The following is a 17,883-nucleotide window of genomic DNA, read 5'->3' as shown; positions in this document are numbered from 1 at the left end:
GCCAGGACGTGCCGCCTATTCGAAGCGTTCAACGTCCCACTCGAGGATTCGTGGTTCTGCAAGACCTTCGGTGACGAACGGATCATCGGCGAAGAAACGTTCAGCCTCCTCCCGCGAAGTGAAGATTCCCATCGAGGCGCCGGCAGGATCGGCGGTCTGGAACGGGCCGAGAGCAATGAGTCCGCCGCCGTCGGCACGGAAAGCCTCATAGTAGGTCTTGTGACGGGGAAACGTCTCCATAATGTGCGAGAGGTCGATGCCATCACGCAGGCTGTACATTACGACGTATTCCATGGACGCGATCCTACCGGCGGCTTAGGTAGCACGGAAGATCATCTACGCGCATGCCATCTCGTCAAGGGCTGCCTGGACGCTTGCGGGTGAAGGACCGGCGAACATGGCACTGGTCCCTTTCGTGCAGGACGCCGCCCCATTGACCTGCCCTGATCCCGGGCGTGTACTAGAAATGAACGGGCGCCGGCAGGAAAGGCGCCATGCTAGCAAGTGGCCCGAGCGCATGCGGTAGGGCCGGGAGCGAGGAACCCATGGGTGAGGTGCGGGAGATCATGGACAGGATGACCGCGGCCATGACGTCGAAGGATTTAGCGGCGTTGGCTGCCTGTTACGCGGAGGATGCGGTGGCCGTTACACCTGACCAGGGCGAACTCAGCGGACGTGACGCTATCCGCAGCTACATGTCGCAGCTGACAGAGGCGTTTCCGGACGCCGTCTACGAGTCTATTGAAAGGCACGAGGCTGGAAGCGTCGCAATCGACGAGGGATATTTCATCGGGACCCACACCGGCCAAATGCACACGCCCTCAGGTGAGACTGTGCCGCCGACTGGCCGGCAGCTGAGGCTTAGAAGCTGTGATGTTGCCCGAGCCGAAGGCGGCCTGATAACTTCCCACCACTTCTACTGGGACCAGCTTGATTTCATGATGCAGCTGGGACTTCTGCCGGAACCTGATCCCGGAACCCTCTAGCCGCTTTGACCAGGAGCAGTTCGTCACAAGTTCGCCTGGGCGGGCAAGACTGCCTGCGCAGGCGGCGCCGGATAACCGGCTGTCGTGAGGCAAGCCACCAAGCGGATATTGCCGTTCCCCCCTTAAAACGTTTCTCCTGTGCAAATAATGGGGAGTACAAACAGAATGGAGGAAGCAACATGCGTGGAAGCAATCTTATTTGGACCATCGTAGGCGTCCTGGCAGCCATTGCCTTGATCATCTGGATCGTTTCGGCGGTTTAGGACATCTCCTCCGAGCAGTTAGAAGAAGCCCCGGTCGCATTCGGCCGGGGCTTCTTTGCGCGCCACCACGTTGGGCGCTGCCGCAGTCAGCTGTTCCCGAAGCCGGGTCGCAAAGACTAAGCGCGAGGAGGACTTATTGTGGAGGCAGGATACGTTCGGCTATCGAATCGAGGAACACTATGACCAGGCTCAAAGAACAGCTCCAGGCTGACGTCGTCGTACATATGAAGGCTGGCAACAAGGTTGCTTTGACGACCGTGCGCAATGTCCTGGGGGAGATCGCGACGCGCGAGAAGTCGGGCAAGACACCCATGGAACTGGATGATGCCCAGGTGACTGCCCTCTTGCAGAAGGAAGCAGCCAAGCGCCGCGACACCGCCAATACTTTCAGGGAAGCGGGACAGGACAGCCGCGCTGCCGCCGAGATTGCCGAAGCGGAGATCATCGAGGCCTACCTGCCGGAGCCGCTCACGGCAACTGACGTGGAGGCCATCGTGGACGAGGTCATAGCCAGCCTCAAGGCCGACGGCGCCGAGCTCTCGATGCGGCAGATGGGCGTGGTGATGAAGCCGGTCACTGCCAAGGTCGCCGGCCGTTTCGACGGCAAGGCTGTCAGCGAGATCGTCCGCACCCGTCTCGCGCAGTAGCTGCCCGCACGCCACCGATAAGTGGCACACTCTGTTCCATGCGTGAATTCGTTGTCCTCGGCACTGGCTCGCAGGTTCCTACGCGGACCCGCAACCACAACGGGTACCTGCTGCGCTGGGACGGCGAGGGGCTGCTCTTCGATCCGGGGGAGGGCACGCAGCGGCAGATGATCCATGCCGGTGTTTCCGCCGGTCAGATCACGCGCATCTGCCTTACCCATGTCCACGGCGACCACTGCTATGGCCTGCCCGGCGTGCTGTCGCGCATGGCGCTGGACGGCGTCGCCCACCCGGTGCACCTGCACTATCCGGCCTCCGGCGAGGAAGTTGTCAAAGCGCTGGTGTCCGTTTCGTCCCCGGGCATCGATCTGCGACTGCATCCGCACACGGAGGCTGGGCCGATCGCGCCGGGACTCGAGGTGCGGCCGTTGCATCATCGCATCGAAACCTACGGCTACCGGCTCGTCGAGCCTGATGGCCGGACCCTCCTGCCGGAGAGACTCGCAACTACCGGAATTTCAGGGCCCGACGTCGGACGGCTGCAGCGCGAGGGGAAGCTGCGCGGCGTGAGCCTGGAGGACGTAAGTGTCCCACGGGCTGGCCAACGCTTCGCCTTCGTGATGGATACGGCTCCTTGTGCGGGTGCCGAGGAACTGGCGGCCGGCGCCGACATGCTGGTGGCCGAGTCCACGTTTGACGACGACGACGCCGAGCTGGCCGCCCAGTACCGCCACCTCACCGCCGGACAAGCAGGTGCCCTAGCGGCTGCCGGCGGGGTCGGGCTGCTGGCGTTGACCCACTTCTCGTCGCGCTATGTCGACGTTGGCCCGCTGGCGGAACAGGCGCGGGCGCAGGCGGGCGGAGCAGTTGTCCAAGCCGCAAATGACTTTGACCGGATCGCCTTCCCCAAGCGACGGCGGCAATCTGCTTAGAGGTTTTTCCAAGCCTCGTATACGAAAGTAACTAGTGGTCAGAGACCCCAGATGGTCAAAGGCCCCGGACCCCGACAGCTCGCCCCAGCTGCCGGGGTCCGGCTATATCCGCAGGCAGCGGAGCGCGAAGTGGAGGACCGGGACGAGCCGGCCCTCCACGCACAGCCTGACGCCGTGCTTCTTGTTGATCCTAATTAATGCTTGCCGTCGCGATCACGGTTACAAATGCGGACCGAGTCGTCGCTACGTACCCAGCCTTCTTCTTCACTGTGGGTGAAGGCCACATAGCGGCCGCAACGTAGGTCGCGGAACTTGACGGTGAAGTCTTCCTCATCGTCGTCGAGCCATACGCGGTCCTTCTCCACGAAATGTCCGTTACGGAAAAGGTAGACGGTTACCCTCTGGTCGTCTTCGTAGTTCTCGCCGGTGACCTCGACGGCCCTGTTCCGGATCCTTTCGATATCTAGTTCAGCGTCGTCATTGTCGCCGTCGTCCCAGTCACGCCCGTTGTCGTCGTCCCAGTCACGCCCGTTGTCACGCCGGTCGTCCCAGTCACGCCGATTGTCGTCGTCGTCGTAGTGGCCCCGGCCGTCGTCGCCCCGACGGTCCTTATCTGGCCCATCCGCAACGGTGGCGGATCCGGTGTCTGCGCTGGCTGGTGCTGCAAATCCCAGTCCTGCGAGGAGTCCAAGCAACATGCCTGTGATCAGAGTAAACACGCGCCAAGTTACTGACTTTTTCATGATGACTTTTACTTCCTGGTTTTTGCCGGGCACAGCGAACCCCTCGGGCGTTCGCCTCGTTTCCCTAAATACGGCACAGGCCCCCCGGCCGCGCATCCTGGCGTGCCGTTTCATGTTGTGCGAAGACCGGTCGCGACATCACCCGGACCGGCTCGTTATCGTACACAGTTCCAGTTTGCTTCAACTGGTGAAGCCCTCCCCAAAGAGCTTGCCCCTACACCGTGCTTCTGCGGTGTGTCTGTAACAGTAGGCCTGCGATAACTCGCCTACAACCCCGAAATTGGGTATTTACTTCAGCCGCCAGGCCCGTCGAGCCTGGCAGGCCACTCCCGCAGATTGGGGGCCCGTTCAAACCTCAGCTGGTGGGCTCGTGGCGCGAGAACGTCAGCGTCTCTCCGCGCGCTCCGTCCATCCAGATGCTCTGGCAGGCAGCGGCCATTTCTTCGAGTCCTTCGACCACGGTCCCGAAGACGTTTCCCGGTACCCACCCCTGGTCCCCGTTGATCAGCAGGTTGTTGCGGCCGTAGAACAACGCCAGGTCGATGATCGCTTCCGGTGTCTGGACCCGATCGTCGTCCTTGTAGCCGTATGCGGGGGTGTGGAGGATGTCCGCGTTGAAGGTGAAGTAGCACAGGTCGCCGGGGATCGGGGTGATGGTGGTGTTTTCCGGCCCGGGCTCATGCGGCGCGAACGCCGGCAGCAGGTTGTAGATCTCGTTGCGCGCATACTTGCCGTGGAAGACCTGGCCGGATTGTGGCAGCGCATCCCATACTGCTGCTGCCGTCCGCGGAGCCTCTTCATCAAGCAGCCTGGCAATGCAGGAGACCTGCCGCTGCTCCAGCGAAACCTTGATAAACCGCGCCACCTGATCCTCCTTGTTCGCTTTCCCGCCAGCCATCACAACGTAATAACGGCGGCAGAAAAATACACAAAAAAATTTCCTCGAATTCTTAGTGCGAGCGTAGCCGATCATGCCCTACGATTGTCAACAATCAACCATTGCTGGATGTGTGGGGAGGGGAAAATGACTTCAATTGCGAGCTACGCAAGTGTTGTCCCGGCAGGACCGCTGGTGCTGAACAAAATCGGCGTTGTCGCCCCTTACGACATGGCCCTGGATCATGAGATGGCGCGCTGGGCCGAAGGTCGCGCCGACCTCTATTTCGCGCGCTCGCCCTTCGAGCCTGTCCTGGTCGGCGTCGAACAGGCCGAGCTTGTGAGCCGGCCGGACATCGTTGCCGATACGGCCTGGCGGATCAGCGCCGTATCACCCGATTGCTATATCTACGCCTGCACCTCCGGCAGCTTTATCCATGGCCTGCAGGGTGAACGGGAATTCGTTTCGGCCGTGCAGGGTTACGGCGTGCCCAATGTCCTCACCGTTTCCGGCGCCATCCTCAAGGCCCTGGCGGCACTCGATCTGCACAGCATCGCCGTCGCCACGCCCTACACAGCACCCGTCACCGAATGCTTCGTGAAGTTCCTGAATGAGGGTGGGATAGACGTCCGGCACGTCTCGATGCTCGGGTTGTCGGGCGAGATCTGGAAGGTCCCCTACTCCTACACAGCCGAACTGATCGTTTCCGCGGACCGGCCCGATGCCGGGGCGATCGTGGTCGCCTGCACCAATTTGCCGACCTACCACTTGATCGAGCCGCTGGAGCGCCTGCTCGGCAAGCCCATCATCACCGCCAACCAGGCCGTCATGTGGGCCGCCCTTCACCATCTTGGCCTGGCGCCGGTGGGGCCGGGGCAGCGGCTCCTGGCCGTCCACCCTACTGAACGATAGAACACCGAAGGAAAGAAAGCAGGTGCAGAACATGACCCGAGTGCCCACCATCGGACTGCTCTACCCCGGAGTCGGAGCCGAGGACGACTTCCCCCGGCTGGAACAACGCCTTGCCGGCCAGCTTCGGTTGCCGGTGGTCACGACGGCCGGCGGCGACGTGCTCCATACGGTGGACACCCTCCTGAGCGTGGGCAGTTCGGCAAACCTGCTTGAAGGCGCACGCCGGGCCGCGGCCTACCAGCCCGACGCGGTGATGTGGGCCTGCACCTCCGGCTCCTTCGTGTACGGCTGGGAGGGCGCGCAGGAGCAGGCCCGCCGGATCGGCGAAGACCTGGGCCTGCCGGCATCCTCGACCTCGCTGGCCTTCGCGCACGCGGTCAAGCACCTCGGCCTGTCCAGCGTGGCCATTGCCGCCAGCTACCCCGAAGACCTGGCCCGGCACTTCCGGCGCTTCCTCGCGGACGCAAGCATCGACGTCGTTCATCTGGGCAGCAGCGGGATAGCGACGGCGGGGGAGGTGGGCCTGATGGGCTTGGATGAGATTGCCCGCATGGCCGCGGCCGCCGACCGTCCCGAAGCGGAGGGGGTGCTGATCCCGGATACCGCCATGCACTCGCTGGCCTGGCTCGACGAACTCGAGGACGCCGTCGGCAAGCCCGTGCTCACGGCCAACCAGGTCACCGTCTGGGAGGGGCTGCGCATCGCCGGCCTGCTGCGGAACTTCAGCGGCTTGGGCAGCCTGTTCCGCTCCACCGAAGCCATCCGAATTCCGGCAGGAAGCTGATCACCATGACCACCGAAACAACGACGACGGCGCTCGCCGACTTCTCCGCGGCGGAACTCCTCCAGGGGTACAAGACCAAGGAAATTTCGCCGGTCGAGGTCACTGAGGCGAGCCTGGCGCGCATCGAAGCGCACAACGCCGAATTCAACGCATTCTGCCTCGTCGCGGAGGATGAGGCGCTGGCGGCAGCACGGGAGTCGGAGGAACGCTGGGCCGCGGGCAAGCCGGCCGGGCCGCTGGACGGCGTGCCGACCTCGATCAAGGACCTGCTGCTGACCAAGGGCTGGCCGACGCTGCGCGGTTCCAAGCTGATCAGCCCGGACCAGGAATGGAACGAGGATGCCCCGGTGGTCGCCGCGATGCGCGCGGCCGGTGCCGTGTTTGTCGGCAAGACCACCACGCCGGAGTTCGGCTGGAAGGGCGTGACGGACAATCCGCTGACGGGCAACACCGGGAACCCGTGGGATGCGTCCAAGACCTGCGGCGGTTCGTCCGGCGGTTCGGCAACCGCCGTCGCACTGGGCATGGGCGTGCTGTCCGTGGGGACCGACGGCGGCGGCTCGGTGCGCATTCCGGCGTCGTTCTCCGGGATTGTGGGTCTGAAGCCGACCTACGGCACCATTCCGCTGTACCCGCCGACGCCGTACGGCACGCTGGCGCACGCCGGACCGATGACGAGGACGGTTCTGGACAATGCCTTGCTGCTGGATGTGCTCGCCGCCTCCGATCCGCGGGATTGGTCCGCGTTGGCGCCGCCGCGGCAGTCCTTCACAGAGGGGCTGCACGACGGCATCAAGGGGCTGCGGATCGCCTTCAGCCCCGACCTAGGTTTCGCTGATGTTGATCCGGAAGTGGCGCGGTTGGTGGCCCGGGCTGTGGACCTGATGGCCACGCTGGGCGCGGAGGTCGAGCCTGCCGATCCGGGCATCCAAGACCCGATCAACGAGTACCATGCGCTGTGGTTCGCCGGGGCTGGCAAGGTCATCCGTGCCTATGACGAGGCGCGCTGGGACGAGCTGGACCCGGGGCTGCTGGAGGTCTGCCGGCAGGGCCACGCGGTGACCGTGGACCAGTACCTGGACGCCAACGCCGTCCGGGCGAAGCTGGGCCAGCGGCTGGGCGCTTTCCACGAGCAGTATGATCTGCTGGTCACGCCGACCATGCCGATTCCGGCGTTCGACGTCGGCTGTGAAGTTCCGCCGGGATCCGGCCTGAAGCGGTGGGCGCAGTGGTCCCCGTTCACGTACCCGTTCAACATGACCCAGCAGCCGGCCATCAGCGTGCCGTGCGGTCTGACTGCCTCAGGGCTGCCTGTAGGGCTGCAGATTGTGGGCCCGCGGCACGCCGACGCGCTGGTGCTTCGGGCTGCCGCGGCGTATGAGCAGGCGCGCGGGGAATTCGGGCGGCCGCCGGTGCTCGTGGCAGGGGAGCGACGGGATTAGTCCGGCGCCGGAGCGTTCAGCTGACGGACTGTTCAACCGGCGGAGTGCTTAGGCGCTGGCCGGCGCCGGGACTGCTGCGGCGTCGGGCTTGGAAACAGCGGCCGGATTGGCCGCCGCTCCGGCCGGTGTCTTCCCATCGCGACTAGGTGTCTGTCCGTCAGGCGAAGGCGCTTCGGCGTCGGGAGCTGTTATGTCTGCTTCCTGCAGCCGCAGCATTTCCTCCATGGACTCAGTGAGATCCACCGTCGCTGTATCCATGTGATTCACGATGGCGGCATACAGGCCATCGGCGTCTTTGGCGGCAAGCAGATCGATCATCTGCTGATGCTCTTCGACCAGCATGTCGATCCTGCGGTAGGAGATTTTGACGTGGACCATGCAGATTCTGGACTCGGCCGCCAGGGTGACGAACATGCGTGACAGCCGGGAATTGCCTGAGGCTGCCACGAGTGTTTCGTGGAACCGCAGATCAAGTTCTGCGACCTTGGCCCAGTCCCGGGCCGCTACGGCATCCGGCAGTTTCCGGACGAGGGTAGTCAGCTTCCGTGCCGCCTGTTTAACGGTCTTGTCGCCGGCCGCGATTATTTCGGCCGCAGCTGCAGTTTCCACAGCGCGTCGGGCAGCGTAGATCTCATGGACGTCCTTCGGCGTGAGTTCCAGGACGAAGACACCGCGGTTCCGGTGGCCCACTAGCAAGCCCTCCTGGCTCAGCCGCTGGAGTGCTTCGCGTACCGGCCCGCGGGACACCTTGAGCTTCGCGGCGATGGCCGCTTCGGTGACCTGCTCGCCCAGCTCGAAGGAGCCATTGATGATGCGGTTCCGCAGCCGGTTGGCGATCAGCACAGCGGTGGGACGCTCTTCCAACGCCGCCAGATCGTCAAGTCCAGGCATGTTGGAAGCCCTCCGTCGATTGTTGACCATTCCCTACTGTCATCACGACCATTCTAGGTCGTCGCGCTTGACGAATGTGGATTGTCAACAATCAAGAATGCTATTAGCCGGGATTCCGGCGCTCCTTGAGCTGCCTGAGTTCCTCTTCCGCGCCCAGCCTGGTCTCCAGTTCTTCGAAGGCCTGCAGTACCTGCGGCGAGTTCGGGTCCGACCAGGCCAGCTCTTCGTAGGCCGCGGCCTGGGCCTGCATCCGGCGGGCCTCCTGCTCCGCTTCCCGTGCGGCGGCGTTGGCAGCGGCGGCCTGCTGGCCGGACGCCGTCAGGGTTTCGCGCATTCCGAGGGCCGCCTGCGCCGCATTATGGTCTGCCTTGAGGGACTGGTAGCGCAGCCTGGAGTCCTCGATCCCGTGCTCCAGCCGCATTAAAGTCTGTTCGAGCCCGCGCACCTGAGCGTCCAGCTGCTGGCGCTGTGCCGTCAAGGTTTCCAGCCGCTTGCCCACGGTGATGCTGCGCTGCAGAGCCTCCCGCGCGCCGTCGTCGTTCCCTGCCTGCACCGATTCTTCGGCGGAGCGGTTGAGCGAAGCCACCTCAGCGGCGGCCTGCTCGGCCAGCAGCTCCACGCGACGGCGGTTTGCGGCGACGTCCGCGACGCTGCGGCGGGCCTGGTCCAACAGGTCCAGCTGTTGCTGGTGGGCGCCATCGAGGGAGCTGATGGGGTTCTCGGGTTCCTGGTTAGCAGCCGATCGTTTGGCCCGGATGATGCGGGAAAGGCGTCGTCCGATCGACATGGCAGGATCCTTAGTGGTGAGAGGAGCTGGGCAGGGTCAGGGCCGTGGTCAGGGGAGCTGCCGCGAGCCGTAGGCCGTGTTCCAAGTCCGGAGGGCATCCACTTCCACCGCCAGATGCGTACTGACGCGCTCGATCTGCGAGGTGCTGACGGTATGTCCGTTCTGCAGCAGCGACTGGCGCAGCTCCGCGGACAATCCGGACAGCCGTTCAACCTGCTCGGCAAGTCCCGGGACCAGCGTCTTGCGCAGCTGCGGATTCGGTTCACGCTGGGCGAGATGCAGTTGTTCGTCCAAGGCGCGTTCCGCGCGGGCAAGATTGGCAGCTACCGCCGGCAGATCGCCCAGCGGCCGGCCCTGGCCATCGGCGGCAGCGAGCGAGCGGACGGTTGCCTCGGAGGAGCGCTCCAGCTGCATTCTCAGCCGCGCCAGTTTGCGTCCGGCATCGTCCGCAGCGACCGACCGGACGGCCATGCTGCCCTTGCGCACCCCGCGCTGCACCACGCCGGAACGCCGGATACGGCGCACCACCAGCCAGCACGTGACGGCGAAAGCCAGACCCATGGCAACTACCACGGCGCCGCCAATCAGCAGGATCTGCGGCACTACCTCGGTCACAAATTCGGTGGCACTGGCGTCAACGGTGGTTGGGAGCATAACAACCATTCTGCCCTCCCGGGTCTGCTTCTTGCTAGTGGCGTGATCCGGGCAACGAAAAACGGAGCCGGTCTCTTCGTGAGAAGAAACCGGCTCCGTTTGGAAATCAGTGTGCGGCGTTAGCCGCAGCCACCTTTAGAGGGCGCGGATGTTCGCTGCCTGCAGGCCCTTGGGGCCCTGGGTGGTCTCGAACTCGACCTTCTGCTCTTCGCGCAGTTCGCGGTAGCCACCATTGGCTTCGATAGCCGAGTAGTGAGCGAAAACGTCGGCAGAGCCGTCGTCCGGAGCGATGAAGCCGAAGCCCTTTTCGGAATTAAACCATTTCACAGTTCCTGTTGCCATTTTTGTACTCCTCTAGAGCCTTGAATGAGATCCCGCTTTTCGGGACCCCTCGCAGCGGTGTTCTTTACGGCCGTTCAGAGAAGCACAAGTTACTCCGGCGGAGGAACCTGTTGCTAAAAATCAAATGCGCAACACAACAACTACAGGGATAACTGTACAGGATGTTTCAGGGGGCGAATTACCACTGCTTCTACCACCGCTTTATTCGCGTTCAGCCGCCGTCCAGTTTCGCCGGTTACAATGAAACGTATCTGCAGGGCATACGCCCGTTTATCACACGGCTGGGAAGTCGGACCCAATCCCCTGAAGGCCGTATGAGCATAACAGCGTCACCGGGTAATACCCGCACAACCCGCACAACCCGCGGAACCTCTGCCTCGAGCAGCTATTCGAATCTGATCAAGACCATCCGCGAAGCCGGCCTTCTGCGCCGTCGCACGTCTTTTTACATCACTCTTTTCGTCGCCCTTTGTCTGGGGCTGGCAGGCGCCGCCACGGGCTTCGTGCTGCTGGGCGACAGCTGGTTCCAACTGATCATCGCCGGTGTGCTGGGCATCCTGTTCACGCAGTTGGCGTTCATCGCGCACGAGGCCTCGCACCGGCAGGTGTTCGAATCCGGCCCCGCGAATGACCGTGCCGGCCGAGTGGTGGCCAATGTCTTCGTCGGCATCAGCTACCAGTGGTGGATGAACAAGCACAACCGCCACCACGCCAACCCCAACACGTTGGGCAAGGATCCGGACATCGAGCAGGACACCATTTCGTTCCTGCCCGAACAGGTCGCCGAACGCAAGGGCTTCATGGCCTGGATGACGCGCCGCCAGGGGTACCTGTTCTTCCCGTTGCTCACGCTCGAGGGCCTGAACCTGCACGCCACCTCCATCCGGTACCTGTTCTCCCGCCAGACGGTCAAGGGACGCAAGCGCGAACTGAGCATGGTCTTCGCCCGGCTGGCCCTGTACATCGCGGCCATTTTCTACTTCCTGCCGCTCGGCATGGCCTTCGCGTTCATCGGCGTGCAGCTGGCCGTCTTCGGCGTCTACATGGGCGCGTCTTTCGCGCCGAACCACAAGGGCATGCCGCTGATCCCGAAAGATTCCAAGGTGGACTTCCTCAGCCGCCAGGTCCTGACCAGCCGCAACATCATCGGCCGCACCCCGCTGGGCAACCGTTTTGTCAACGGCCTCATGGGCGGGCTGAACTACCAGGTGGAGCACCACCTCTTCCCGAGCATGCCGCGGCCCAACTTGGCCCATGCCAGCGAGATCGTCCGCGAATACTGCGCGACGCACAAGATCCCCTACACAGAGACTACGTTGCCGCAGTCGTACGGCATCGTGATCAACTATCTGAACAAGGTGGGCCTGTCGGCGCGGGATCCGTTCGATTGCCCGATGGTCAACACCTACCGCCCGCGGTAACCTCCAGACCTTCATACAACGACGGCGGTGCCTAGCTGGCGCCGCCGTTTTCGGCTTAAGCGCGGCTCACGGCGGCGGCTGCGCACTATGTATGGCTCCTTCGGAAGTGTCCAACGGGTGTGTGATTTCATCCTGCGGCATCCGGGCAATAAGAATGGCAGCGATGGCGAGCACGGGTGACGCCACGGCAACCACCACGTATCAGCCAGATCGGCACCAATTCGGCGACCGGACCGGCGAGAGCCATCGACACCGGCATCAGCGCCAGCGAGACAAAGAAGTCCAGACTGGAAACGCGGCCGAGCAGATGGGGTGGAACCCGGCGTTGCAGCAGCGTTCCCCAGATGACCTGCGCCACGCCCCAAGTGAAGCCGCAGGCGGCAAGGGCCGCGGCCATGAGCCAGAAGCTGTTGGTCAGCCCGAGAATGCCCATCGGCACGGTTCCGAAACCCCACAGCAGCATCATCAGGGTCAGATAACGCCGGGGCAGCCGGAAGCTGGACACGGTCAGCGCGCCAGCCGCGCCGCCGACGCCGAACATCGCCAGCATAAATCCGAACGTCTGGGCCCCGCCGCCGAGCTGTTGCCGGATGGCGAAGGGCAGCAGCACTTCCAGCGGCCCCATCAGCAGGAGCAATAGGACAATGGCGTACAACAGCGTCCACAACAGCCACGGGGTGCGGACAGTGTAGGCAACTCCTTCGCGCAGGTCAGCCCACACAGAGGATCGGGCGGTCACGGAAGGTTCGCCGCCGTCATCCGAGCGCAGACGCAGCAGGATGGTGAAGGCGATGGTGTGGGCGGCGGCGATAAGGGCAGCAGTGTGCGCCGGACTGGTGGCCGCGATGATCATGCCCGCTACCGCAGGACCGGCTGCCTGCTGCAGCACCGGCCGGATGGTGCCCTCCATGCCGTTGGCGGCGAGAAGCTCCTCGGGCGGCAGGATGCGCGGCAGGATGGCGGAGTACGCCGGGAAGAAGAAGGCCGACGCGATGCCCAGCATCGCCGCCGCGGCCGCCACCTGCCACAGCTGCAGCCGCCCGGTCAGGGCCAGGAGCGTGACGGAGGCCAGCGCCAGCAGGTTTACCGCCTCCACACTGATGAGGATCAGCCTGCGGGGGAGCCGGTCCGCCGCAATGCCGCCGAGGAGCACAAAGGAGACCAGCCCAAGACCCGCCAGCGCGGCCACAAGGGACAGCTCTGCCGGCCCGCCGCCGAGGGCGATGACCTGGTAGACCATGGTCACCGCCCACATGCCGCTGCCGAAGATGGAGATGGACAGGGCCGTGATCAGGATCCGGAAGTCGTGCCGGCCCAGCGGCCTCAAGGCCCGGAGCCTGCCGGCCCCGGGCCGGTGCGCAGCAGTACTCACGCGCTGTTTCTGTGCGAAAGGCTTCTTCATGGCGGCTGTCGGTTCCTGTGCGGCCGATGACGGCGCCGAGCGGTGGCGTTCGGCCGCGCAGTTTTACTGTCCGCTTGCGACGCCGCTGCGTCAAGAGGAACGAAACGTAGAAAACGATGCCGACATTGTCTACAAGAGTCATCGGTACTCAAGTACGGTCGAATCCGATCTGACGTTGCACTCGCCGACGCTGGGGCTGATTGTAGATGGATCCAACTGGACACTTGCCGACTAAATGTGCACGCAGATGACACCTTTGCTGGCACTGGAGTGATGACGGGCCGGAGACTAACCTGAGATGACCGGAGGGAGACACCGTGGTGGGTGCGCGCGACTCTCATCAGCGGGGTTAAGGCCCGGCGATGAGCATGGCTGCAGTTGGAGCTGCCCGGCTGGAGGTTCTCGACGCGGGCTGGGGTGAGCCCGTGGTCTTCATCCAGACCGCGCTCACCGCGGACGAGTTGTTCCCCGTGGCCGACCGTTTGCGCGACCGGTTCCGGACGATTGTCTACCGCCGGCGCGGGTACGGAGAGAGCACCCCAGCTGCGGGCCCGGGATCGATCTCGCAGGACGCGGCCGACTGCTGCACCCTGCTCGAAGTGTTAGCGATCCCGCAGGCACACGTCGTGGGGTTTTCCTACAGCGGGGCGGTCGCGATGCAGCTTGCCGCGGACGCGCCGGAGAAAGTGCGCAGCCTGACGTTGGTAGAACCACCACCGGTGCACGTCCCAAGTGCTCCCGAATTCCGCGCCGCCAACGAGCAACTCTTCGCCGCACGTCGTGCCCGCGGTCTCGACGCGGCACTCGAAGAATTCCTGACGCAGGTCATCGGCCCGCACTGGCGCACGGACATGGAGCGATACTTGCCCGGCTCGGTAGAGCAGATGAGGCGGGACTCGCGCCCGTTCTTCGATGTCGACATGCCCGCGCTGCTAGCCTGGCAGTTCTCGGCCGAGGATGCTAACCGCATCAAATGCCCAGTCCTGCACGTGGGTGGCACCGCCAGCGGACCGTGGTTCGCCGAGGTTCGCCGGCTCATCCTGGACTGGTTCCCGGATGCCGAGGACGTCGTGGTGGACGGCGCTGATCATTCGCTGGCCATCACCCACACCGCCCAGGTCGCCGCGGCCCTCAACTCGTTTATGCGCCGCCACCCGATGCCTCAAGCGGCGTACCGTCCCGAAACCCTACATCTGGGTGAAGGCCGCGATGGCTGGGTCCGCCCCGATCCGGTTGCCGGCTTCCAGCGCCGTGATGGCGCTGACCTCGTCCGGGGCAAGCGTCAGCTCGGCTGAAGCGAGGTTCTCAGCCATGCGCTCCGAGCTCACGGTCTTGGGGATGACAATATTGCCTTGGGTCAGATGCCAGGCCAGGATAATCTGCGCCGGCGTCGCGTTGTGCTTGGCTGCTAAGTCGGTGACCGTAGCGTGATTCAGGTCCGCGCCTTGGCCCAGCGGGCTGTATGCCTCGATGGCGATGCCGTGCTTGCGGCTCAGTTCCACTGTCTCCGCCTGCTGCAGTGTCGGGTGGATTTCGATCTGGTTGACGGCGGGCACGACATCCGCTGCTGCGAGCAGTGTCTCCAGATGCTCCGGGAGGAAGTTCGAGACGCCGACGGCGCGGGAGCCGCCGTCGGCCTGGATCTTTTCCAGTTCCTTCCAGACCTGGACATAGAGGCTCTGCGCCGGAACCGGCCAATGGATCAGGTACAGATCCACATAGTCCAGGCCGAGCTCGCGCAGACTGTTATCGAACGCCTTACGCGCCATGGACTGCTCGCCGTTGCGCAGCTTGGTAGTGATGAACAGGTCTTTGCGGGCAATGCCGCTGGCCTTGAGGGCGGCGCCGACACCGGACTCGTTGCGGTAGGCCGCAGCCGTATCGATATGGCGGTAGCCCGCTTCAAGGGCTGCTTCGACGGCGCGCTGGGTTTCGGCCGGCGGCACCTGGAAGACACCGAACCCAAGCTGGGGGATGGAGACGGAGTTGTTCAGTTCGATCGCGGGCACAGTGGCCATGGTGGTTTCCTTCACGGTAGACGGACAGGCTTTTTCGCGGGCTACTTCTTGGGTACGTGGACGCCGAAGACCCGCAGCTCGGCCAGATGCTGCGCGTCTTGGTCCTCGATCGTGATGTCCACGATGTTGTTGCGGCCATAGCGGGTGCGTTCGACGCCGGTGGCGATCAGTTTGGAGCCGGCCGCTCCCGGTGCGATGTAGGTGATTTCCGCTTGGCGGGAAACGGAGGGGTGTCCGAGGGATTCGCAGACGAACGCGAAAACAGTGTCGCCCAGGGTAAACAGATAGCCGCCATGCAGGATGCCGTGGCCGTTGAGCATGCTGTCCTGCACCGCCATGGACATGACCACGCGGCCGGCTTCGGCTTCCACCACCTCGATGCCCAGATGCTGCGAGGACTTATCGAAGGAGTAGAGGTGGCGGATCCGGTCTTCGACCGTCTCGTAATCTTTGGCTGCGGGCATGGTCACAGTTTCCTCCATGACAGTGGCGTGGGTCTCGAAGTCAACCGTATCGGAGAGACAGCCCGATCGAGGACGCCTGCAAGAAGTCAGTCGTCGCTGGAGAGGATCTGCCGGCGTGCGCTGAGCAGGTCCACCCCGGGACGGTAGGCCACGTAATTCTCTGCGGCGTCGAGCACTTCGACGATGTGGGCGCGGTCCGCTCCGACGAGTCCGACGCCGAGCCCTGCGCGCCGGTGCAGGTTGTGATGGTCGACTTCGGCGATGGAAACGTCGAAGCGTTTGCGCACTTCGGCGATGACTGGCCGGACCACTGAGCGTTTCTCCTTTAGGGAATGGACGTCTCCCAGGAGCAGGTCGAATTCAATCCAGCCGATCCACATATACCCATGGTGCCTTGGCTCGGATCATTTGTCGCCGTTCCCTAGGGCAGCCGAAGGCGCGGTCCCGCGGCGGAATCAGCTCAGGTGCCGGTCGAGGAACGCCAGGGAGCGGTTCCAGGCATCGGTTGCGGCGGCTTCGTTATACGCCTTCGGGTTGCGGTCATTGAAGAAGGCATGGCCGGCATTTGGGTAGACGACCGAACGGAAGCTGATTCCAGCTTCCCGCAGGCCGGCCTCGACCTCCGGCAGTTTTTCGATCAGCCGGGTGTCGCGCTCGCCGTAGAACGCGAGTATCGGGCAGTGGATGTTGCGGAACTCGTCCAGGGTGAAGTTTGCGTGGCCGTAGAAGGGTACTGCGGCCTTCAGCTCCGGTTCGTGCGCCGCCAGCGACCAGGCGTAGGTGCCGCCGAAGCTGAAGCCTGTCACGGCGATGCGTCCAGCTACCGCGTCGTTGCCTTTCAGGTAGTCGAAGCAGCGCTTCGTGTTGGCGGTGATACCGGCGGCTGTCTTCTTCGATCGCAGCGGGGCCAGGAAAGGGCGCATCCGGGGCTGCGTGGCGCTGCGCTTTTCCGGATACGCCATCGCCTCGCCCAGTTGGGCGGCCACGTCCATGTCCAGCCCCGTACTCGAGAGCAGGTCAGGGGCGATGACAAAGTAGCCTTGGGCGGCGAAGCGGTCGGCTACCTCTTTAACGTAATCGTTCAGGCCCCACACCTCGTGGATGACGATGAGGCCGCCTTTGATATCCAGGCCTGGGCTGCACTGGTAGACCGGGAGAGCGTTCTCGCCGGTGCCGATCTCGAGCATTTCTCCCATGCGGCCACTCTTGCACGGCTTCGCGCACGAGAGAAGGGGCAACTGCCGCCCAGCGGGTTCGGACGTGACCGCGCAGGCTGCGGCGGAGGGAAGGGCAGGTCGAGCTTGGCCGCGTTTAGGATGTCCTGAGTATGAATAGTGGCCTAATATGTATTTCTCATTAGTAAAGAACGCGTCCTAATCTGGATGAAGTGCTAGTCATCAGGACGCGAAGAAACGGAGGTGCGTAATGGAAACCCGGCACCTGCGTTATTTTATTGCCGTGGCCGAGGAACGGCATTTCGGCCGCGCGGCCGATCGTCTGCGTATGGCCCAGCCGCCGCTCTCCCAGCAAATCAAGCAGCTCGAAGAGCAATTGGGCACGCTCCTTTTCACCCGCACCACGCGCAAAGTCGAGCTCACTGCGGCCGGTGAGATGCTCCTGGAGCGCGGGCGGCGGATCCTCGAAGACCTGGAGACATTGGAATCCGATGTCACGCAGGTCGGCACGGGTGTGCAGGGCATCCTGCGGATCGGCTTTGCGGGCTCCGCGACCTACCGCTTAATGCCGCAGATCGTCCGGGAAGCCAAGGACAAGCTGCCCGGGGTCCAGCTCAAGGTCCGCGGCGAGATGCTGACGCCGCAGATGGTGGACGGCCTGGAAGACCATAGCCTTGACGTGGCGATCCTGCGGCCACCGGTCCGCTCCGCAGGCCTGGAACTGAAGTTCCTCGAACACGACGAACTCGTGGTGGCGCTGCCGGATGATTCTCCGCTGGTCGCCTTCGAAGTAGTCTCACTCGAACAGCTCGCGGGGGAGCGGTTTATCAGCTACCCGGCGAATTCCGCGGTCAACGAGGCCTTCATCGATGCCTGCCGCAAAGCCGGCTTCTACCCGAACGTTGTACAGGAAGCCCGCGAAACGTCCACCCTGCTTTCCTTCGTCGCTGCCGGCACCGGGGTGGCACTGATCCCCACCACCACACGCACCCTCTCCATCCGCGGCACCGTCTTCCGCGAGCTTAAGGACGCGCCCATCGTCGATCTGGCTATGGCCTGGCGCGGCGCCGATACCCGGCCACTGGTCGCCCGCTTCACCGAACTTCTGCAATCCGTCACCCAGCCCGTAAAGGAACGTTGACC

At 63.8% G+C, this 17,883-nt stretch carries 21 protein-coding genes and 1 pseudogene; 10 read left to right on the top strand and 12 right to left on the bottom strand.

The features are described from left to right. Positions 1-15: 15 nt before the first annotated feature. A complete protein-coding gene (locus AC5RWO_RS03960) occupies positions 16-294 on the bottom strand; it encodes a YciI family protein (RefSeq protein WP_498729569.1) in 279 nt (92 codons plus the stop codon). 251 nt (positions 295-545) lie between these two features. Between AC5RWO_RS03960 and AC5RWO_RS03955 the strand changes: the two genes are divergently transcribed. The 3 genes from AC5RWO_RS03955 (at position 546) to AC5RWO_RS03945 (ending at position 2,828) form a co-directional block, all read left to right on the top strand. Next, entirely contained in the window at positions 546-986 is a 441-nt protein-coding gene (locus AC5RWO_RS03955; protein ID WP_498729567.1) for an ester cyclase, read from the top strand. Positions 987-1,428: 442 nt separating this feature from the next. Further along, positions 1,429-1,896 carry a GatB/YqeY domain-containing protein gene (locus tag AC5RWO_RS03950; protein ID WP_498729565.1) on the top strand — a complete coding sequence of 156 codons (468 nt, stop codon included), beginning with the start codon at positions 1,429-1,431 and terminating at the stop codon, positions 1,894-1,896. 38 nt (positions 1,897-1,934) lie between these two features. After that, entirely contained in the window at positions 1,935-2,828 is an 894-nt protein-coding gene (locus AC5RWO_RS03945) for a ribonuclease Z (RefSeq protein ID WP_498729563.1), read from the top strand. A gap of 194 nt (positions 2,829-3,022) precedes the next feature. On the opposite strand, the gene AC5RWO_RS03940 is transcribed toward AC5RWO_RS03945, so the two are convergent. Further along, the gene (locus AC5RWO_RS03940; protein WP_498729562.1) at positions 3,023-3,571 is read right to left on the bottom strand and encodes a hypothetical protein; all 549 of its coding nucleotides are present in this window, start codon (positions 3,569-3,571) and stop codon (positions 3,023-3,025) included. Positions 3,572-3,926: 355 nt separating this feature from the next. After that, a complete protein-coding gene (locus AC5RWO_RS03935) occupies positions 3,927-4,436 on the bottom strand; it encodes a DUF3830 family protein (protein WP_498729560.1) in 510 nt (169 codons plus the stop codon). Between the two features lie 159 nt (positions 4,437-4,595). Here AC5RWO_RS03935 and AC5RWO_RS03930 point away from each other — a divergent pair, with 159 nt between their 5' ends. From AC5RWO_RS03930 to AC5RWO_RS03920, 3 genes are read left to right on the top strand one after another with little or no spacing between them, the layout of a single operon-like run. Then, positions 4,596-5,360, top strand: coding sequence for a maleate cis-trans isomerase family protein (locus tag AC5RWO_RS03930; protein ID WP_498729558.1), 765 nt, complete (start codon positions 4,596-4,598; stop codon positions 5,358-5,360). Between the two features lie 31 nt (positions 5,361-5,391). Further along, positions 5,392-6,144, top strand: a complete 753-nt coding sequence (locus tag AC5RWO_RS03925) for a maleate cis-trans isomerase family protein (RefSeq protein ID WP_498730075.1) — start codon at positions 5,392-5,394, stop codon at positions 6,142-6,144. Between the two features lie 5 nt (positions 6,145-6,149). Beyond that, on the top strand, positions 6,150-7,586 hold the full coding sequence (locus AC5RWO_RS03920) for an amidase (RefSeq protein WP_498729557.1): 1,437 nt from the start codon (positions 6,150-6,152) through the stop codon (positions 7,584-7,586). Positions 7,587-7,634: 48 nt separating this feature from the next. Here the strand turns inward: AC5RWO_RS03920 and AC5RWO_RS03915 are convergent, their stop codons facing one another. From AC5RWO_RS03915 to AC5RWO_RS03900, 4 genes are all read right to left on the bottom strand, one after another. After that, positions 7,635-8,477 carry a GntR family transcriptional regulator gene (locus tag AC5RWO_RS03915; RefSeq protein ID WP_498729555.1) on the bottom strand — a complete coding sequence of 281 codons (843 nt, stop codon included), beginning with the start codon at positions 8,475-8,477 and terminating at the stop codon, positions 7,635-7,637. 103 nt (positions 8,478-8,580) lie between these two features. Then, positions 8,581-9,264: a PspA/IM30 family protein gene (locus tag AC5RWO_RS03910; RefSeq protein WP_498729553.1), complete on the bottom strand. Its 684-nt coding sequence runs from the start codon at positions 9,262-9,264 to the stop codon at positions 8,581-8,583. Between the two features lie 48 nt (positions 9,265-9,312). Then, positions 9,313-9,927 carry a hypothetical protein gene (locus tag AC5RWO_RS03905; protein WP_498729551.1) on the bottom strand — a complete coding sequence of 205 codons (615 nt, stop codon included), beginning with the start codon at positions 9,925-9,927 and terminating at the stop codon, positions 9,313-9,315. Between the two features lie 126 nt (positions 9,928-10,053). After that, the gene (locus AC5RWO_RS03900; protein WP_074700699.1) at positions 10,054-10,260 is read right to left on the bottom strand and encodes a cold-shock protein; all 207 of its coding nucleotides are present in this window, start codon (positions 10,258-10,260) and stop codon (positions 10,054-10,056) included. A gap of 314 nt (positions 10,261-10,574) precedes the next feature. Between AC5RWO_RS03900 and AC5RWO_RS03895 the strand changes: the two genes are divergently transcribed. Further along, positions 10,575-11,681 (top strand): fatty acid desaturase family protein, encoded by a 1,107-nt coding sequence (locus AC5RWO_RS03895; RefSeq protein WP_498729550.1) that lies wholly within the window; start codon positions 10,575-10,577, stop codon positions 11,679-11,681. A 66-nt stretch (positions 11,682-11,747) separates the two neighbouring features. Here AC5RWO_RS03895 and AC5RWO_RS03890 read toward each other — a convergent pair. Next, positions 11,748-13,083 (bottom strand): annotated as a pseudogene (locus AC5RWO_RS03890) (MFS transporter). Here AC5RWO_RS03890 and AC5RWO_RS03885 point away from each other — a divergent pair. Together AC5RWO_RS03885 and AC5RWO_RS03880 are read left to right on the top strand one after the other, a co-directional pair. Then, positions 13,082-13,318 carry a hypothetical protein gene (locus tag AC5RWO_RS03885; RefSeq protein WP_498729548.1) on the top strand — a complete coding sequence of 79 codons (237 nt, stop codon included), beginning with the start codon at positions 13,082-13,084 and terminating at the stop codon, positions 13,316-13,318. The pseudogene AC5RWO_RS03890 and the gene AC5RWO_RS03885 sit on opposite strands and share 2 nt — an antisense overlap. A 133-nt stretch (positions 13,319-13,451) precedes the next feature. Continuing rightward, positions 13,452-14,378 (top strand): alpha/beta fold hydrolase, encoded by a 927-nt coding sequence (locus tag AC5RWO_RS03880; RefSeq protein WP_498729546.1) that lies wholly within the window; start codon positions 13,452-13,454, stop codon positions 14,376-14,378. On the opposite strand, the gene AC5RWO_RS03875 is transcribed toward AC5RWO_RS03880, so the two are convergent. From AC5RWO_RS03875 to AC5RWO_RS03860, 4 genes are all read right to left on the bottom strand, one after another. Further along, positions 14,271-15,101: an aldo/keto reductase gene (locus AC5RWO_RS03875; protein ID WP_498729545.1), complete on the bottom strand. Its 831-nt coding sequence runs from the start codon at positions 15,099-15,101 to the stop codon at positions 14,271-14,273. The two genes, AC5RWO_RS03880 and AC5RWO_RS03875, sit on opposite strands and share 108 nt — an antisense overlap. A 41-nt stretch (positions 15,102-15,142) precedes the next feature. After that, positions 15,143-15,565: a hotdog fold thioesterase gene (locus AC5RWO_RS03870; protein ID WP_498730073.1), complete on the bottom strand. Its 423-nt coding sequence runs from the start codon at positions 15,563-15,565 to the stop codon at positions 15,143-15,145. Between the two features lie 86 nt (positions 15,566-15,651). Continuing rightward, positions 15,652-15,945: a DUF503 domain-containing protein gene (locus AC5RWO_RS03865; protein WP_498729543.1), complete on the bottom strand. Its 294-nt coding sequence runs from the start codon at positions 15,943-15,945 to the stop codon at positions 15,652-15,654. A 75-nt stretch (positions 15,946-16,020) separates the two neighbouring features. Then, positions 16,021-16,761 carry a dienelactone hydrolase family protein gene (locus AC5RWO_RS03860; protein WP_498729542.1) on the bottom strand — a complete coding sequence of 247 codons (741 nt, stop codon included), beginning with the start codon at positions 16,759-16,761 and terminating at the stop codon, positions 16,021-16,023. A 229-nt stretch (positions 16,762-16,990) separates the two neighbouring features. On the opposite strand from AC5RWO_RS03860, the gene AC5RWO_RS03855 reads away from it, so the two are divergent. Continuing rightward, the gene (locus AC5RWO_RS03855) at positions 16,991-17,881 is read left to right on the top strand and encodes a LysR substrate-binding domain-containing protein (RefSeq protein WP_498729540.1); all 891 of its coding nucleotides are present in this window, start codon (positions 16,991-16,993) and stop codon (positions 17,879-17,881) included. The last annotated feature ends 2 nt before the right edge of the window (positions 17,882-17,883 follow it).

The organism is Arthrobacter sp. B055-34, assembly GCF_059090425.1.
The sequence above is the reverse complement of the archived record's forward strand: the minus strand, read 5'-3'. Positions and strand labels throughout refer to the sequence as shown.

What these genes read in the sequence shown, in the direction of transcription:
- AC5RWO_RS03960 (WP_498729569.1), bottom strand. Translation starts at nt 294, where the DNA reads ATGGAATACGTCGTAATGTACAGCCTGCGTGATGGCATCGACCTCTCG.
- AC5RWO_RS03955 (WP_498729567.1), top strand. Translation starts at nt 546, where the DNA reads ATGGGTGAGGTGCGGGAGATCATGGACAGGATGACCGCGGCCATGACG.
- AC5RWO_RS03950 (WP_498729565.1), top strand. Translation starts at nt 1,429, where the DNA reads ATGACCAGGCTCAAAGAACAGCTCCAGGCTGACGTCGTCGTACATATG.
- AC5RWO_RS03945 (WP_498729563.1), top strand. Translation starts at nt 1,935, where the DNA reads ATGCGTGAATTCGTTGTCCTCGGCACTGGCTCGCAGGTTCCTACGCGG.
- AC5RWO_RS03940 (WP_498729562.1), bottom strand. Translation starts at nt 3,571, where the DNA reads ATGAAAAAGTCAGTAACTTGGCGCGTGTTTACTCTGATCACAGGCATG.
- AC5RWO_RS03930 (WP_498729558.1), top strand. Translation starts at nt 4,596, where the DNA reads ATGACTTCAATTGCGAGCTACGCAAGTGTTGTCCCGGCAGGACCGCTG.
- AC5RWO_RS03925 (WP_498730075.1), top strand. Translation starts at nt 5,392, where the DNA reads ATGACCCGAGTGCCCACCATCGGACTGCTCTACCCCGGAGTCGGAGCC.
- AC5RWO_RS03920 (WP_498729557.1), top strand. Translation starts at nt 6,150, where the DNA reads ATGACCACCGAAACAACGACGACGGCGCTCGCCGACTTCTCCGCGGCG.
- AC5RWO_RS03915 (WP_498729555.1), bottom strand. Translation starts at nt 8,477, where the DNA reads ATGCCTGGACTTGACGATCTGGCGGCGTTGGAAGAGCGTCCCACCGCT.
- AC5RWO_RS03910 (WP_498729553.1), bottom strand. Translation starts at nt 9,264, where the DNA reads ATGTCGATCGGACGACGCCTTTCCCGCATCATCCGGGCCAAACGATCG.
- AC5RWO_RS03905 (WP_498729551.1), bottom strand. Translation starts at nt 9,927, where the DNA reads ATGGTTGTTATGCTCCCAACCACCGTTGACGCCAGTGCCACCGAATTT.
- AC5RWO_RS03900 (WP_074700699.1), bottom strand. Translation starts at nt 10,260, where the DNA reads ATGGCAACAGGAACTGTGAAATGGTTTAATTCCGAAAAGGGCTTCGGC.
- AC5RWO_RS03895 (WP_498729550.1), top strand. Translation starts at nt 10,575, where the DNA reads ATGAGCATAACAGCGTCACCGGGTAATACCCGCACAACCCGCACAACC.
- AC5RWO_RS03885 (WP_498729548.1), top strand. Translation starts at nt 13,082, where the DNA reads ATGGCGGCTGTCGGTTCCTGTGCGGCCGATGACGGCGCCGAGCGGTGG.
- AC5RWO_RS03880 (WP_498729546.1), top strand. Translation starts at nt 13,452, where the DNA reads ATGGCTGCAGTTGGAGCTGCCCGGCTGGAGGTTCTCGACGCGGGCTGG.
- AC5RWO_RS03875 (WP_498729545.1), bottom strand. Translation starts at nt 15,101, where the DNA reads ATGGCCACTGTGCCCGCGATCGAACTGAACAACTCCGTCTCCATCCCC.
- AC5RWO_RS03870 (WP_498730073.1), bottom strand. Translation starts at nt 15,565, where the DNA reads ATGCCCGCAGCCAAAGATTACGAGACGGTCGAAGACCGGATCCGCCAC.
- AC5RWO_RS03865 (WP_498729543.1), bottom strand. Translation starts at nt 15,945, where the DNA reads ATGTGGATCGGCTGGATTGAATTCGACCTGCTCCTGGGAGACGTCCAT.
- AC5RWO_RS03860 (WP_498729542.1), bottom strand. Translation starts at nt 16,761, where the DNA reads ATGGGAGAAATGCTCGAGATCGGCACCGGCGAGAACGCTCTCCCGGTC.
- AC5RWO_RS03855 (WP_498729540.1), top strand. Translation starts at nt 16,991, where the DNA reads ATGGAAACCCGGCACCTGCGTTATTTTATTGCCGTGGCCGAGGAACGG.